General features: G+C 45.3%; 10 protein-coding genes. 4 read left to right on the top strand and 6 right to left on the bottom strand.

The window, feature by feature from the left end:
• Positions 1-2 precede the first annotated feature (2 nt).
• Positions 3-4,076, top strand: a complete 4,074-nt coding sequence (locus ACJJH9_RS05615; RefSeq protein WP_444924590.1) for a polymorphic toxin-type HINT domain-containing protein — start codon at positions 3-5, stop codon at positions 4,074-4,076.
• A gap of 17 nt (positions 4,077-4,093) precedes the next feature.
• Positions 4,094-4,792 (top strand): SMI1/KNR4 family protein, encoded by a 699-nt coding sequence (locus tag ACJJH9_RS05620; RefSeq protein WP_444924591.1) that lies wholly within the window; start codon positions 4,094-4,096, stop codon positions 4,790-4,792.
• 807 nt (positions 4,793-5,599) lie between these two features.
• Here the strand turns inward: ACJJH9_RS05620 and ACJJH9_RS05625 are convergent.
• On the bottom strand, positions 5,600-5,932 hold the full coding sequence (locus tag ACJJH9_RS05625) for a hypothetical protein (RefSeq protein ID WP_444924592.1): 333 nt from the start codon (positions 5,930-5,932) through the stop codon (positions 5,600-5,602).
• Between the two features lie 376 nt (positions 5,933-6,308).
• Here ACJJH9_RS05625 and ACJJH9_RS05630 point away from each other — a divergent pair, with 376 nt between their 5' ends.
• Both ACJJH9_RS05630 and ACJJH9_RS05635 read left to right on the top strand, forming a co-directional pair.
• Positions 6,309-6,650 (top strand): hypothetical protein, encoded by a 342-nt coding sequence (locus tag ACJJH9_RS05630; RefSeq protein ID WP_444924593.1) that lies wholly within the window; start codon positions 6,309-6,311, stop codon positions 6,648-6,650.
• Between the two features lie 610 nt (positions 6,651-7,260).
• Positions 7,261-8,271, top strand: coding sequence for an alpha/beta fold hydrolase (locus tag ACJJH9_RS05635; RefSeq protein ID WP_444924594.1), 1,011 nt, complete (start codon positions 7,261-7,263; stop codon positions 8,269-8,271).
• Positions 8,272-8,342: 71 nt separating this feature from the next.
• Here the strand turns inward: ACJJH9_RS05635 and ACJJH9_RS05640 are convergent, their stop codons facing one another.
• From ACJJH9_RS05640 to ACJJH9_RS05660, 5 genes are all read right to left on the bottom strand, one after another.
• A complete protein-coding gene (locus ACJJH9_RS05640; RefSeq protein WP_444924595.1) occupies positions 8,343-9,242 on the bottom strand; it encodes an alpha/beta hydrolase in 900 nt (299 codons plus the stop codon).
• A gap of 231 nt (positions 9,243-9,473) precedes the next feature.
• Entirely contained in the window at positions 9,474-10,394 is a 921-nt protein-coding gene (locus tag ACJJH9_RS05645) for an ROK family protein (protein WP_444924596.1), read from the bottom strand.
• Positions 10,395-10,599: 205 nt separating this feature from the next.
• Entirely contained in the window at positions 10,600-13,104 is a 2,505-nt protein-coding gene (locus tag ACJJH9_RS05650; protein WP_444924597.1) for a TonB-dependent receptor, read from the bottom strand.
• 449 nt (positions 13,105-13,553) lie between these two features.
• The gene (locus tag ACJJH9_RS05655; protein WP_444924598.1) at positions 13,554-14,537 is read right to left on the bottom strand and encodes a glycoside hydrolase family protein; all 984 of its coding nucleotides are present in this window, start codon (positions 14,535-14,537) and stop codon (positions 13,554-13,556) included.
• 95 nt (positions 14,538-14,632) lie between these two features.
• Positions 14,633-15,853, bottom strand: coding sequence for an ROK family protein (locus ACJJH9_RS05660; protein ID WP_444924599.1), 1,221 nt, complete (start codon positions 15,851-15,853; stop codon positions 14,633-14,635).
• Positions 15,854-16,079 lie beyond the last annotated feature (226 nt).

The following is a 16,079-nucleotide window of genomic DNA, read 5'->3' on the forward strand; positions in this document are numbered from 1 at the left end:
AAATGAATAAAGAAATAAATACCAGTCAAAAGAAAGGTATGGGAATGCGTTTCTTCACCCATTTGATTGTTTTCTGCTTCTTGTTTCAGGTGATGTTACCTGCATATGCTGTGGCGCTATCATCAGGGCAAATTCAGCAAGTTTTGGATTCAATTGCCGAAATAGAATTTTCCTCGGGAAATGGAAGTTATCAATATACTGTAGCACCTTATATTGATACTACATCCCAGAGAGGCTTCGACGATATTGAGGGCTTTTATAATCGCTTAAAAGATGAGCATATAGAGTCTCTTGGTGAAGTTACTTACGTTCCAATTGGGGTGAGTGATATCACTACCTTTATACCAGTTTATGAAAACCCTAAGCTGGTAGGGGATTCTTTTGTTCAGTCGCGATATGTACGTGATCAAATTCATGAGCTATTGGGGCGCCACCTTATTGATTCTGATCATGCGCAAGGATTGTATAAAGATGAAGCTACCCAGCTAAAGACACTTTACGATAATGCTTATCTTTATGCGAGTGCTGCTAATACTTCTGAAATTTACGGCGATCCTATTCCTGCTAGTAAGTTTGACCGGGAAAGCAGCCCCTACGATATGATCTGGCCAGAGCGTAGGGTTATTCGGGGTGAAACAGTTGTTGTTCCGGTTGTTTATCTCAGTGCAGATACGATTAGTAAGTATAAAGTTACCAACCATCGAGTACAGCTAAATGGTAATGCTAGTTTCGGGGGTATAACGCTTCACGATGTAGATATCAAAACAGGTCGTAAAACATTCCTTGAGGTAGCAGGTCATTTCACATCTGAAAATAGCAGTATTAGTGCTTGTAACCTGAGTATCGTGGTAGGTGGCTCTTTACGTTTGCTGTCCAGTCAAGTTGACGCCACTTGTGGCGATTTAACAATTGTTGCAAGTAGTATAGAGGCCAAGACACTCGTCCATCAATATGACTTAGGTGATGAAACTGGTGGATTCTTTGGTGAAGTTACCTCTATATCTGCTAAAGGAAACCTTTCAGTCAGAAGCCACTCTGATATTGTTCTGAATGGCGTTACTATCAATGCCGGTGACCATTTGACATTTGCTGCAAATGGAAATATCGAAATTGGAGGTGTACCACTAACCTCGAGTTTCGATGGGAAGCAAGGGCGGTGGTATATAAGAAAATCGGGTGTTAGCTATCTGCAGTCAAAACTTACTGCGGAAGAAACTATTCAGTTGATTGCCGGCGGTCAAATTGCTCTGAATGCAGCAGAAATAAGTAGTGATCAGGGTCATATCGAACTACTTGCTGGTTTGGGTATAACTATTGAGGATGAGCTGGAAACAACCGAGTCCTATAGAAAAGGTAAGTTTGGTAAGAAGAAAATTGAAGAGTCGGTCTACCAGACAGTCGCAATTAGATCGTTGCTGGATGCTGGAAAAAATATTCGCCTACATAGTGATTTTGGTGATATTACCCTTAAAGCTGCTGATATCAAGAGTGGTTTAGGGACAGAAGTTAATGCATCTGGAGGGAAAGTTAATTTATTGCTAACAACGGAAACAGATCACTATAGTTACAGCTCGGTTAAAAAAGGCTTATTTACTATAACGACCAAGAATAAAGGACATGTTATAGAAAATGCTGTACCTAACACTATTGTGGGTGGTTTTACAGTCAAGGCTTTACGTGGAGTTTCTGTTGAGTACGAAGGTGATCCAAACCTGTCACTGGATGAACAGGTCCAAGTGCTTAGCCAATTCGAAGGCATGGAGTGGATGGCGCAAGTCCGTGCTGACTTCCCTGATGCAGACTGGACAGCTATTGAGCTGCAATACGAGAAATGGAACGAATCCAATACTAGTATTACCCCAGCATTTGCTGCCGTTATATCGATAGCTATGGCCGTTGTTACGGGTGGTGCGGGTGCTGCGGCCCTTACTTGGGTAGATGCAGCTATCGCTGCAGGTATGGCAGCACTGGAGACCCAATTTGTTATTGCCTTAGCAAATGGCCTAGTGAACGGTGATGTTGCCGGATCAATGGAGGATATGGCATCTTCAGATACTCTTAAGAGCATAGCGGTATCAATGGTTACTGCTGGTGCTTTAGCAAAAATTGATGCTACATTTTTCAAAATTGATTCCGCTAAAGTTCAGGAAGCCGCTGATAATGCGAGAAAGCTAGCAGAAGCTGGAAATAGTACAGCTGCTCAGATTCAGCAAGCGGTAGCGGATGCTATCAATAAGGCAAGTAAGCTATCTTTAAAAGCGCAAGCGCTCCAGGCCGTTTCGCATGCTACTGTCGGGGCTGGAGTTAAGACTTTAGTTACAGGCCATAGCTTCGAAGAAGGTTTTACACTTACTCTTGGTCAATACGCGGCCTCGTCTATTGGTGAGGTAATGGCGAATGAAATTAAAGGTGCTTGGGACGGGCCTCAAGCTACTAATATTGATACAGCAATTAAATATATTGCTCATGCTGGCGCAGGCTGCATTATAGGTGCTGCTAAATCAGATCTAGAAAACAATAGTGGTGAGAAGGGATGCCAAGCTGGTGCGCTTGGTGGAGTTGTTGGTGAAATTATCGCTGACGTTAATAAAAGTCTTTCTCAAGTATCGGATGATGTTGTTGTTTTGGAGCAATATTTGGCAGAGAGAGGTTTAGTACACCCTGCCCAACTTACTCTCGAGCAAAGAGTTGAATTGCTGAGCTTGGTTGATGATCCCTCTTTAGCAGTCAATGAGATGCTAGAGTTGCAAAAACAGGGAATTGACCTAGCTAAGTTAGGTGGGGCCCTGTCAGCTTTCGTAAGCGGAGCAGACGCATCTCAGGTATATATTGCTTCGGATGCAGCAGAGAATGCAGCCGAAAATAATGCTCTTTTTCTAATACCAATTGCGATTGCCTTGCTTAAAGCTGCTGATCTGGCATTCACCCTTAAAGAACTTCACACCTTGTATGTAGCTTGGGCTAGTGGCGAGGAAGGTGCTTTTAGGGAAGCTTTATTAGAGTGGGGTGGTGAAGCGGCTGTCGAGAAGTTGATCGGTCTAGCCGTCCCTGGTGCAAAAACATTCTCAGAATTTGCGAAAAAGTTAGCTGATATGGGGGTTATCCCCCAAAGTGTACTTAAAAAAGTCGAAGAGACTAATCCAAAACCTGATAATGGAGATGGAAGCATATGTACACGATGTGAAGGTCATTGTTGTTTTGTTGCTGGTACTCAAGTTGTCACCAAGGATGGTTTTAAGGCAATAGAAACCATTGAAATAGGGGATTTAGTACTATCTAAAGATGTTGATAGTGGACAACAAGGCTGGAAGCCGGTAACGCAGTTGTTTACTAAATATCGCCAAATTTTTGATGTTGTTGTTGAAAGTGATGCCAGTGAGGCCTCGAAACAAAAGCTAATAGAAACTACTGATGACCACCCCTTTTATGTCCAGGGCAAGGGATGGGTAGCAACTATTGACTTGAAGCCCGGTGATAAGATAGAAACCGATGAGACATCCGTCGCTGTAGTAAAAACTGTTCGGGCTTCGAATAGAAATGATACTACTTATAATTTAGAAGTGGCGGATTTTCATACTTATTATGTTACTAAGCTAAAATTACTTGTACATAATTGTGATGATCTTCCTAAGCCACGATTAGGGGATCGAAGAATTTCTAACGAGCTATATGAAGAGCTAAGGAAGAAAACGCCTACTCAAGAACTAAAGGATCAAGTTAATGTTGGGAAAATACCACCGTACCCGGATGAGGCTCTTCCTGGGTTTACAGTTCTGAAGAAGCTTGAAGCTGATCATATTGTGCCTATGGCACGAATTGCGAAGATGGAAGGTTTTGATAAGCTTTCTAAAGAGCAGCAGTTATCAATATTAAACTTCCCTGATAATTTTATCGGCTCCAGTAGGTCTGCAAATGCCTCGAGAGGCGATAAAACGTATTCTGAATGGTGGGGCCATAAAGACTCAAATACACCTGTGAATCCAGCTTTTAAGGCTAAAATGATACCAATTGAGACAAATTTAGAGCGTGTTATTCAAAAGAAAATTGATGATTTTAAAAATGGATCTGACTCTTAAAACCTGGAGTTTATTCGATGAGTAATACTGATTTAGTTAGTTTTTTAAGTGGATACGTGAGAAATCCTAAGATTGTAGAGTTGGGACAGCTGGATAGTCTTGAGAAGGAGAAGTTGCCTGATAGCTGGCTTGATATATTGTCTAGAAAGTCTAGTGATAGAGTTGCTGTTACACTTTCTTATTGGAATGAATTTAAGGCAGAGTTTGAGCAAGTTTTAGAATATTTGCGTGATAACCTGGTGAGCATTGATCTACTGCATTCTGAATTTGGAAGTTTTGCTGGCTATTCTCTCTTGTATGGCGTGAAAGCTAACGACTCAGAAAGAATACTTTACTACGAGGGACGTAACCCCAAATTTAAAAAAATAAATCCAGAGGTTTTGGTGTTTTGGAATGATTTGCCAAGTAGTCTAAAGAGCTTTTATGAGTTGCATAATGGTTGGAGATACTTACCCTCTGGATCTATGGGGTTATCACCTGTTGAAGACTTTTTCCTCTTAGAAAGTGAGGAGTGGGGTATTTTAGACACCATTGGCAAAAGCCCTGTAGATTTGAGTAAAACATTAGCTCTTTATGAGAATGGTATGGGTGACTATCTTTGTATTGAGTTTAAAAATGGATCGCAAAATTGTTTGTTGTGGTCTAGTAGTGGAGCCCCTAAGTTAGGGTTGGATTTTTGGCCGGTGGTGGATTCTTGGACCGTAATGGGTTTTTGAGGATTGTTATAGAGCAGAGCCTAACAGTTTTGCTTTCGGCTTAAATGAAAGAATAGTAAGGCCTGAAAAATTCTGATTTCAGGCCTTCTTTTAAATATAGAGTGATGACATTTTCTTTTTGATTAATTCAAGTTCTAAAAAGTCACGATATTTTTGGTGGAACTCCTTGGTTTATGATTTGTATATGGGGAATTATTAATGAATGGTTTTTTGAGATTATTGGCTGTATTTCTTTTGTTGGCGTCTCCTCTGAGTAGGGCCGAATGGACTCCCTATTCCAAAATTTCCTATATGAAAGTCCACGATGCTGGAGTTGAAATTAGATTGCAAAATTTCACCAATACCAGCTCAGAAATAAACTGTAAAAGTAATGTGGATTTCCATCTTACTGTTGAGGATACAAAACTATTTGATACAAAGCTCTCATTCTTACTGTCTGCGTATATGGCAAAGGAAGCGGTTAGCTTTAGCTATTATGAATGCAATAGCACAGGCTCCAAAATACTGTTGTCTTCAGTTATGTTTCCTGAGTAAAAAATTAATGATGCTACCGTGTTTTCCGGTACATTTGTCTTGCCCAGAACATAATCGATCTGAATGATTCTGAGTTTGTTAACGGTCGAGGCTTTGAGTTAGTAGAATGGGACGATCTATTTTTTATTTGATTTCATTCCCTTGCGCATATAAACCGGCATTCAAAATATGAGAGATCGAGTTGAATGCCAGTTTGTTTAGTGGGTAGATTGTATTGCTTTAAGCTCGACCTACTTTAAAAAGTTAAACGGAAAATCGATGGCTATATATTCTCTATGGCATAACAGAGAGGTTTCTCAGGTCTGCAACCTTGCTATAAGTGCAGGTTTCAGTACTTTTCAAAGTGACAGTCTGCTGGGCGGTGAGAGCACTTAACAGTAAGCTTAGGTATACTTTGCCTTCTTCGTCTGTGCCATCAAATGAAAAGCTAAAGTTCGTATTCTCTGAGCAAGATACCTCTCCAGAAGGGGTTCCCTGAACTTCAACAAAAATTCTACCTTGATACTGTGGGCCTGTATGAATCTGACTTAACTTTCCTGTAAAGACAAATTCGGCCAGGCATGAGGTGGGTAAAACAATAAACAGTAAGGCGAATAGTTTTTTCATCTTGGATGTGAGTGGTTTTCATTGCAATATAATTTTGGAATTATACTAAATTACTTACCTCAGTAAAATATGTAGTTTTTGATAAGCATATCTTCTGGGGCTGGATATCCTCAATCTCTTATCCTGCCCTTTCGATATTTTTTTAAGCTAAAAGATAAGGTTAAGTTAAGAGCTGCTCTAAAGGAGCAGTTTGGGAGCGCCATATTGCTGCAAGCTTTGCAGCTAACTAACCGTACTTGGAGTGGGTTGGTTGATAATTGATCTTGAAATTCAAGAACAACAAGGTTGATAGCTAACCTATACGGTATTTGACAGGAATATTATAATAGCAAGCTGCTGACCAGTTGTTGTGAATTGCTATTTTTTCGAGGTATAGATGAAATCTTTAAAAGCTCAAGGCTTGGCTCTGATACTCTTATCGGGTGATGTGCTGGCTGTAGGGGATGCTAACGAATCCACAGTGCGCTATATCGAGGTGTTTTCGAGTGCTTCCTCAAGAGATGGCGAAGTGGTCGTGAAATTGGACGCTGAAACTGAGAGTTGTAATCAGTATTGGATAAAGTCGGAAGAGAGCGTAGGCCAGAAAAACTCGGTGGCTTCTATCTTGGCGTCACTCCATGCCAAATCTACAGTGCGTATTGTTGGTGATACTGACAGCCTTTGGAGTGGAAGCAGCGCCTTTAAGACCTGTGAGATTATTTCATTGCGTGTTCTGTAAAGGTTTTTGTAGTTTGAAAACTGGTGATGTCCTCTAGCTAGAGCAGCCCCGCTTTTGCTTGGTACAACATTGGTAAGTAGCTGCTCTTAGGGGCGCGTTTGCCCGCTTTGCGATGTAAGTAGCTTGTATTAGGTGGTCGTATTTATTATGCGGCCTTTTAAAATGATCGTGTGATAGGTAGAGTACCCTCTAGTTGCTTGGCTCAAAACACTTTTTCAGTTCTCTTATCCCCCCTTATATTGGATTATCCCTACTCCACAAATACTCCTTTTGCTGATGCCCTCTTGTGTAAATTCTTCCTCTGCCTTCAGTTGGGTCGTAATATCCTGACTTCATGAGCATTTCTCATGAGGTGTCGCGATACAGTGAGAAGGTTAAGATTGGTAAAGAGAAATGGCGCTCTTCTTATATATGAAGCGAAGAATTCCTATTGAATGTTACTTTGCCCTGTCTTACCCCCATCTCGTCTCAAGGTTTGTATTTCTTAGTGTGTTTGTAATATAAGTTCCTTTAAGTTTGAATCCTGATAACTTTCTATTAATATTATCGGACTTTTGTGTTTGATAGTGAGGAATCTTATTAATGTTTTAAATCTTAAATCGGTGAACATATGTTAAATCCATTATGGTTAAGATTTCTCCCTGTCAGTTTTATTTTTGTTTTTTTGTCTGGTGGGGTATTTGCTAATCAAGTCAATTATAAAGGGGAGGTGCTAAGTGGTAGTGCAAAGCTGCACCTAGAGGTGTCTGGTAGTGACCCTTCTAAACCATTAATCCTATTTCTACATGGCGGCCCGGGAGATGTGGAGTTGGGGTTGGTTCCATTTCAAGTAATTGTTGGGCGGGCACTCGAAGAAAGGTATTTAGTGGCTTATCTTCATCAAAGAGGGGCCGGCAAGTCTCTAGAGGTGAGCGAAGACACATTAACGATAAAGAACAATATTCAAGATGTGCACAATGTGATTTCTTTTTTAAAAACGCATTATAAGAAAGATAAGGTTACCTTAGTTGGTCACTCTTGGGGCGGGGGGCTTGCAGCTCTCTATGCGAGTGAGCATCCTGAGACATTGGAGAGGTTGGTGTTTATCTCTTCCTTCCAGAATGCGCAGAAGCAGGCAACAACCAGCTTTGAAGCAACTCTGAAATGGGCGGAAAGGGAAGGCAATCAGTTAGCCATACAGGAGTTGAAGAAATATCAAGACTCTCCCTCTGAGCATTATTTGCTGCTATCCAAGTGGGCGAGTCGAGCGAATGGTGGTATCGCGAACGGAGTTGATATTCGAGGTTTTTTAGCCGCTGAAAAAATTGATGAAGAGTTCCCTGGATGGCAGGAGCGGCGTGGAAGCTTAGCCGAGAAGATGAACGATGAGCTTCAGGCGATGAGCGTTAATGGAGCTATCGATCATTTACAGATACCAGCTCTATTCGTTGTCGGTGAGAATGATTCCATTACCACGCCTTTACAGGTAAAGGCAGATTATAAAAGGTATAAAGGGAGTAAATGTTTCTCGGTACTAAAAGATAGCCATCACTTGCCTTTTATGGACGCAGCAGAAAGTCTGGGGAAGACTATGTTGGTCTTTTTAGAGGACGAGGAGTGTATTAGTGGCGCGTATGAGTAATGGATAGCAAGCCAGGCGAGTAGTAGTCAGGGCCCTGTAGCGTTTCTCTGCTCTAGGGCCGGAAAGTTCGATTAAAACGAATACTTTCGTGGTAGCACTTTGCTTTTAAAAACCTGTTCTATCCCTTTATCGTAACCTGGATTAACTACGGTATCGTGGTTTTCACCCTTGATGACTCGCTTGCGTAGAGTCAAATTTTCATAATCTCGGGACTTGAGTCGCTGGGCTAGGTCCCTAAAATCTTGAACGCCGCAAACTTCCCCTTCTTCTAAGCAGATTTCTTCCCCACCGATAAACATATATACGCTCTTGGGTAAATCGGTTTGGCGTTCAGCGTAGGCGAGTTCACTTTCTAGAATTTGCTTATCGGCCCACCAGATGCTGGGGCTACCGATCACATAGCGGTCGAAGCTATCGGTGTGATTGAAGAGGGCGTGGAGGGCTAGGAGCCCGCCGAGGGAGTGGCCAGCCAGTGTTTCGTCGCTTTCATCTCCCTTGAAAGAATTATTGATAAAAGGCTTGAGTTCGTTCTCCAAAAACGCCAGAAATTGGTTGGCGCCACCACCCAGAGTATTCCCCCTAATCTCTCCAGGTACTGGAGTAAAATCCGTTAAACGTAAGGTGAAGTTAGAACTGTCTAGAGGGTGTGAGATACCCACCAAAATCACTGGTGGTAGCTTGGTATTGCCTTGCTCATCGGGTACCTGTTCGTGGATCAGGTTCGGTGCCACCATAGGGAAATTCATATACCCGTCGGTCATATATATGACCGGATACCGGGTATTGTCTTCCGGGTTAAAGGAGAGGGGCAGTAGCACATCAATTACAAATCCACGCCCCAGTAAGTCGGAATGAAAGTTGTAAGAGAGAATGCCCTGGCGGGTAAATGTTGTGGGTTCAGCGGTGCCGGCTTGCACAAACTGAGTGGCCAAAACCATTAAGCCTATAAACAATATTTTAATTATTTTCATCTTTATCCCTTAATGAGCCACGCTTAAGTGTGCTCAGCCGCGTCCTAAGGCGGTCAAGACTGACAAGCCTATCAGATCGGATACGAAACTAGCTACCTTGCGCTGTGCCAACAGTCGCAAAGATGAGTATATAAGTTGGAAAGGGAGTTGTGGGACGCAGTTTGGCGGGTGGAGTGGCGCCAGGAATACTCCCCTGGCGCTTCCACATCCTGTGAGGGAGGATTTGGTTATCTAACAGTTGGAGCAAAGTGCCTGGGCCATACGCAGAGAGCCGACCTCGCCAGAGCGGCCGGCGAGTTTTGGTGGGACTATAAAAGAGCGGATATTGCCCTGGGATACCTGGGGGAAATAACCACCTGCCAGGTCGAGAAACTTATGGCGAATGCGTGGGAACAGGTGTGTTTGTTCCATAACGCCGCCACCGAGAATAATTCGTTCCGGTGAGTAGCAGCTAGTCAGGTTTATACACATGGTAGCTAGGTATTCCGCCTGTAGATCCCAGGCTGGATGGTCACTGTCCATACTCTGGCCGCGCAGGCCCCAGCGGTCTTCAATAGCGGGGCCGCAGGCAAGGCCTTCCAGACAATTGCCATGGAATGGGCAGTGGCCTGGGTAGGGGTCTCTTCGTCGATCCTGTGGCATTAACATATGGCCGATTTCCGGGTGCATGGCGCCGTTGACTAGTTTGCTATCTACCATTACCCCGGCGCCGATACCGGTGCCGATGGTGACGTAGACAAAATTCTTTACACCCACAGCGGCGCCGCACAGGTGCTCTCCCAGCGCCGCGCCATTCACATCAGTGTCGAAAGCTACAGGAATAGAGAGTGCCCCCTGTAACTGACCGGCCAGGTTGGTATTGGACCATCCATTTTTAGGGGTGTTAGTGATAAACCCGTACTGGCTCGATTGCGGGTTCAAATCTACCGGACCGAAACTTGCGACACCCAGTGTGGAAATAGGGCCATGGCGTTGGACACCGGCCTGGAAAAATTCAATGACCTGACCGAGGGTTTCTTCCGGTGTGGTGGTTGGGAAGCTAGCCCTCTCCCAGACATCATCGGGATTTGTGGCAATTGCACAATTAAATTTTGTGCCGCCGGCTTCTATGCCTCCAAGCAAGGTATTTACTGCGTTGCCTTGCACTTCCATCCTAATTCGCTCCACTGGCTGGGTATTCTATTTAAAGAAATATTTGGTCGGTTAATTTTAACAGGCTACTCCACTGGAGGAGTGACTGCAGTAAGTTTCTCGTTGAAGAAAAAGACCGGGTGCCAACGGGGAGGCTGGACACCCGGTGTTTGCAAGCGGCCCTAAACGGGCTGCAAACGACTTACTGGAGTAGGGAGGACAACGATCAAAAAGCGTAATTGAAGCTGACACTGGTGGAGCGGCCGCTGATGGCTCTGCCGCGAACAATATCTCCCGCCTCTGCGTAAGACTCTTCAACCTCAGTTACAACAAATTCATCAGTAAGGTTGTTTACGTTAAAGGAAACGGTGAGATCCTCAGTAACATAATAAGAGCCGAACAGATTTACCAACACATAACCATCTTGTTTCAGCTGGTTGGAATCGGAAACGTAGTACTCAGTAGAGCCCTGCAGGCTGGCGCCGAAGGTTAGGCTGTCACCAAAATTATACTGCGGGGTAATGGTGTAAATGATATCTGCCTGACGACGGGGAGTATTGCCGACTACCGATGGGTTATTCGCATCTTTGCTGATTTCTGCATCCGTCCAGGTCAGGTTGCCGTTAACCGAGAAATCGCCATAAATATAGGAGCCTTCCAGCTCTATACCTTGTGCTTCATACTCGCGTACGAAAGTTAGGCCGCTGGTGATTTCCGCATTGGTTTCTTCGGTGACGGTATTGAAATAGGTGGCAAAAATATCAAAATCACCAGCGGTAAACTTGTAACCGATCTCTAGCTGGTCAACAGAATCAAAGCCATCGGTGGTGTTGCTGAGGCTGCCATCACTATTTAAAGCGCCGCTAATTTGCAGCAGGCGATCGGCAATTGCGCGGCCACCTTCACTGTAACGAGCAAAAACCGCCATGTTGTCATTGATTGCATAGTTGCCGCCAAGGGAGAAGGAGGTGTTATCTGCATCATAGTCGACTAGCTGAGTATTACCGTTAGCCAGAGTGATAATGCCACCGGTAAAACCAAAGGCATCTGATGCGCTCGCATCTTCCACATCGCTGATAATGCCATCTCCGTTGATATCGTAATCGGTATCGCCACCACAGCAACTGGAAACCAGAGAGCCCTTTGCATTGACCATATCGTGGCGTGCACTGACGTCGAAGGTGAAGTCCCCAACATCGAAAGACACGTTCATATAAGGAGCGTAGGTCTCGTATTCCAGATCCCAGGCATAGGACAGGAAGCTTGCCGACCAGAGGCCATCATCGACTAGTAGGTCTCCGTTGGCATTCGCTGTGATAGTTAGATTCTGGGAGTCACTGCCATCCACGCTTTGGATTAGGGCATTCCAACTATTCCAGCTGGTCTTGATATTTTGCTTGGAATAGTAAAAGCCTGCGGAAACAACAATATTGTCATTAATGAGCTTGTCGACTTTGAAATCGTTGACGATCAAGCCCAGATCATGGATTTCTGTATCGAACAATAAGTTCAGATAGGCTAATTCATCGACTTCTTCGCCATTGGCGTAGGTCACAGTGGTTCCTGCACTACAGTCCACTGCAGAACCCTCTCCGCTAACGGCATTGGCACAGATCAGGTCTGCCATACCTTGTGCGGATTGTGGGCCGTAATTGCCAAAGGTGTCAGTAAATGGAGAGATAAAGCTACCGCTTATATCAGAAATTCTGAACTTGTCAGTAATGGTCCAGCCATTCTCAAATTCAAATTGACTCTCAAATCCATAGGCTTCTACCAGGGATTCAATACCGTCGCTGAGATCCCGATTTGCCGGGTTGCCATAGGCATCGAAAGTAGAAATATCGCGGTAATTGTCTGAGTGCAGGGTCTGGCTGCTGGCATCGAAGTTGGCTACAGTACCGAACTCTCCATTGCCTTTATAAGTTACCGGGCCGGGTAGGTAAGTGGTTACCCGATCGTCAAGGTGTTTGTAGTAAAGGCGCACATAGCCGTTGTCAAAATCTTTGGTGAGATTGGCCTTTAATTGGCCACCGGAATCGCCATCAAAGCCGGTTTCACGAACACCTTCCCCCTCGCGCAGGAAGCCGCCTACATAAAACCGCAGGGTATCGCTGAGGTGGTGCCCGTAGCCGAAGTTCAGGCGGGTTTCATCGTAATCTGCACCAAAGGAGAGGCCTATATTCCCGCCTTCCTCTTCTCCGGTCTTGCTGATCATGTTGATCACACCGCCGGGGGAGTTGCTGGCAAAGGTGGAGGCGGAGCCACCGCGTACACTTTCAATGCGGGATAGGGAGGAATCGGCTCGAATAAAGTTGTCGGTATTGCCGAAATTGACATCGCCGTATTCGAGTACTGGCAGCCCATCCTCGTGGATCTGCATGTACTTGGAGCCACCAGTGGCAAGCGGAATTCCCCTTACCGTGATATTGGCATTGCCACCACCACCAGAAGATTCAGCGCGTATACCTGGCAGGCTACGGAAAACTTCTGCGGTTGAGCGGGGAGCGTAGTGAGACAATTCTTCGGTATCTAGGGCGCTAACAGAGATGCTGGATTCCATTTTCGTTACGGGGCGGGCCGTAGCGGTAATGATGACTTCCTCAATCTCCAACTGCTCTTGGGCGGTTACCGCAGCGCTAACACTGGATGCCACCGCTATCGCCAGGGCGATTGAACTTGGTTTAAAACCTCTGACCCATTTGCAATCGGCTTGAAAGTCTTCTGCCTTCACGACGCTCTCCTCAATCATCACTTATGGTTATTAGTTTTTGCTGGCGGCCCATTTAGGTTGGGCTCTTCTTTTTTCTTGATTCGCATGGCGGGATGGCCATTTTTTATTTATTAAACCACTGTGATTTAATGTGGGCAATAGAATTTTTCGGGAAATTTGCCTATTGATTTTAAGAGTGTAACTAAATCAATCAGTGAGAGTTACTCTTCAATGGAAGGAGCCCGGGTACTGCTTGGGTGCTGAAGAAAATTTGCTTGGTTTGTGGGGAGTGGGGCAAAGGGAAGGGTTTTTACTGAGATCTAGGGGATAAATATCTAAAGAAACTGCAATCAGTGGGAAGTTTTCAGCTATTGATTGCTTACAGGTTAGGTGAAGTCTTCGGCCCTGGTGGATATTTGGCAGGCGGCACGGCACCGGTACTTTCGCAAGATGCCGTTGGCCATCTATCGCTACTCTGCCAATTTTAGTTGTCCATTCGCAAGAAATTCGATCTTCTTGGGATCACAAATCCCGCCGATAAAATTGCCTTGTGCATCGTCGCGGTTAAAGGCGAGCAGATACCAGTGTTGGTCTGGCCCCTGTATCACCCGACCGGAATATAGGCTGCCCTGCTCGTCAGCACCGAGGAATCCATCACCAATAACGGTGTATGGCCCATTTAGGGCATCGGAGACAAAATACTTGGTGCCGGTAAGTGGTTTTCCGCTCATAGAATGGCGGTGGGCTTGGCTGTGAAACTGAGTGGAGACAGAGCAGAAGAGATAGTAGCGGCCCTGGATTTTTTCAATCTGCGGGACTTCCATTTCTCCATACCAGCCCGGTGCCAGTATGGGTTCTCCAACTTTCCAGTGCAGGAGGTCGGTGGAGCTGGCATAACCCACTGCGCCACGCCCGTCGGGACTGCCTTGATTACAACGGGCAGTGACATACATATGATAAAGGGCTTGATCGGGATCTTTGACAATCCAGGGGTCACGCCAGGAGGCATCATGCCAGTATTCCAGGTTTAGACCGTCATAAAACTTGGGGTCTAACTCCACCAGAGGATTTTCCGGACATTTTTGCCAGTTTAAAAGATCTTTGGAGGTAGCCAGGCAGACCCGCTGAATAAGCCCTTTTTCTGTGTGTTTGGTACCAGTGTAAAACATGTACCAGGTGTCGCCCTCTTTATGTACGCAGCCGGTCCAGGTTGTGTAGGAGTCTGCAGCCTCATCGATGTCACCCTCTTGATATTGGGAGGGTTTTATCGCGTCTTGCGTTGGGGCCCAATGAATCAGGTCGGTGGAAATGGCGTGACCGATCGAGACATGCCAATGGCGTAGCTCTGGATCGCCGAGGGATTTATCCGCTTGTAGATAAAACATATGGTATTGATCGCCATCAACGGCGAACCAAAAATCCCAAACCCATTTGTCTTTTAGGTTAAATGCCATCTCGCTGGTCACCTCACTGTTATGATTATGTAAAACGAACCAATACGGTTTTAATGCCTAATTAGTTGAGCCTTGTTTTTCCGCTATATTTCAGGTTAAACCGGAACCCGCTCAGGAACTCCACCCTTCAACAGCACGGTCTTATCTGGTGCAAAATTGGAGTAAAAGGGCAGGATGGCACCGCCAATCGCGATGGCATCAATACCGATCTTACCGCTCATTATCTGGGGCTTGAAAACTCCGGACGGGGCGGCTTGCTGCATTCGCCTGGAGATGATTTCCACCAGCTCCTCCAGCAGGAATCGCGGGAGGTGCGCATCGATAATAACGGCCTCAAGGTCCAGTACGCTGACTGCGGAGAGAATGGCGTAAACCAGGGCATCAGCGCAGTCGTCCAGCCATTCCTGTATGAGTGGGCGGGCCTGATCCATCACCGACAATAAATCAGCAGAGTCATTGATATTAATTTGGTTGGCGCGCAGGTGTCGGCGCAAGCCAAATAGTGAGGCTCGATTAAGTAAGGTCTCGAAGGCCCCTTCGGGTTCTGGGGTGCTACTGAGCTTGGAGGCAGGGACTGGCATGGTGGCCAGGTTGCCTGAGTTGCCATGTACACCAGTCTCCAGGCTGCTATTAAGCACCAGGCCGCCGCCGATAAAAGTGCCAACGAAGATATAAAGAAAATCGGAAACTTCAGTGCCTTTGCCGAATTGCAGTTCGGCAACTGCTGCAGCAGAGCAGTCATTTTCAAAGAAGACGGGTAGGTGGGTGCCTTTGGAAACCTCTTCTGCGAAGTTAATTTCTCGCCATTCGTTCGCCAGGGTATCGCTCATTTCCAATTCTTTTGTCCAGGCACCGATAAACCAGGGCATGGCGATACCAACGCCGACGAGCTTGGATTGGTCTTTTTTGACTAATTCTGCACTTAAATTATCGATACCCGAGTCTATATTTCTGAGAAGAAAGTCGGGCTCAGGGCATTCAAATTCCTGGCATATTTTCTTCAAAATATTGCCGCCAAAATCCATTAACAATAATTCAACATTACGCCGCCCAACTTTAATGCCTATGGAGTAAGCACCGGTGGGGTTGATGGTGTACATGATGGAAGGCTGGCCTTTGCCGCCAAGCCTGCGCCCCTCACGCATAACCATGCCAGTACTCTCCAATTCATCCACGATGCGTGTAACGGCCTGGGGTGTGAGGTTGGTGAGGCGCGCCAGGTCGGACTTGGACGCGGTACCTGTTTTCCTTAGCGCGGTTAGCAAAACCCGTTCGTTATAGCGACGCAGGCCGCTGGAATTACTTCCCTTACCCATCTCTGTGCCCCTTTTGTAGAAAACGCGTATCCGAGAGTTTGATCTGAGACTATTTGTGACAAATAGGTCCATATAGGATTTTATTGCGTTTACCTAGCGTAAGCAATGAAAGTGAGATGAACGGTTTTTTCCATAACTGATTGATTTTAAAGGATTTATTGATATTTTGATGGTTTACTTTACTTAATTAAACCACTGTGATTTAATTTTTTGCAAGCTCCGCAAA

The sequence above is a fragment of the Microbulbifer mixtoriginis (SeqCode) genome (assembly GCF_052466715.1).

Coding starts and splice junctions, on each gene's coding strand:
- ACJJH9_RS05635 (WP_444924594.1), top strand. CDS start 7,261: ATGTTAAATCCATTATGGTTAAGATTTCTCCCTGTCAGTTTTATTTTT.
- ACJJH9_RS05620 (WP_444924591.1), top strand. CDS start 4,094: ATGAGTAATACTGATTTAGTTAGTTTTTTAAGTGGATACGTGAGAAAT.
- ACJJH9_RS05625 (WP_444924592.1), bottom strand. CDS start 5,932: ATGAAAAAACTATTCGCCTTACTGTTTATTGTTTTACCCACCTCATGC.
- ACJJH9_RS05655 (WP_444924598.1), bottom strand. CDS start 14,537: ATGGCATTTAACCTAAAAGACAAATGGGTTTGGGATTTTTGGTTCGCC.
- ACJJH9_RS05640 (WP_444924595.1), bottom strand. CDS start 9,242: ATGAAAATAATTAAAATATTGTTTATAGGCTTAATGGTTTTGGCCACT.
- ACJJH9_RS05630 (WP_444924593.1), top strand. CDS start 6,309: ATGAAATCTTTAAAAGCTCAAGGCTTGGCTCTGATACTCTTATCGGGT.
- ACJJH9_RS05660 (WP_444924599.1), bottom strand. CDS start 15,853: ATGGGTAAGGGAAGTAATTCCAGCGGCCTGCGTCGCTATAACGAACGG.
- ACJJH9_RS05615 (WP_444924590.1), top strand. CDS start 3: ATGAATAAAGAAATAAATACCAGTCAAAAGAAAGGTATGGGAATGCGT.
- ACJJH9_RS05645 (WP_444924596.1), bottom strand. CDS start 10,394: ATGGAAGTGCAAGGCAACGCAGTAAATACCTTGCTTGGAGGCATAGAA.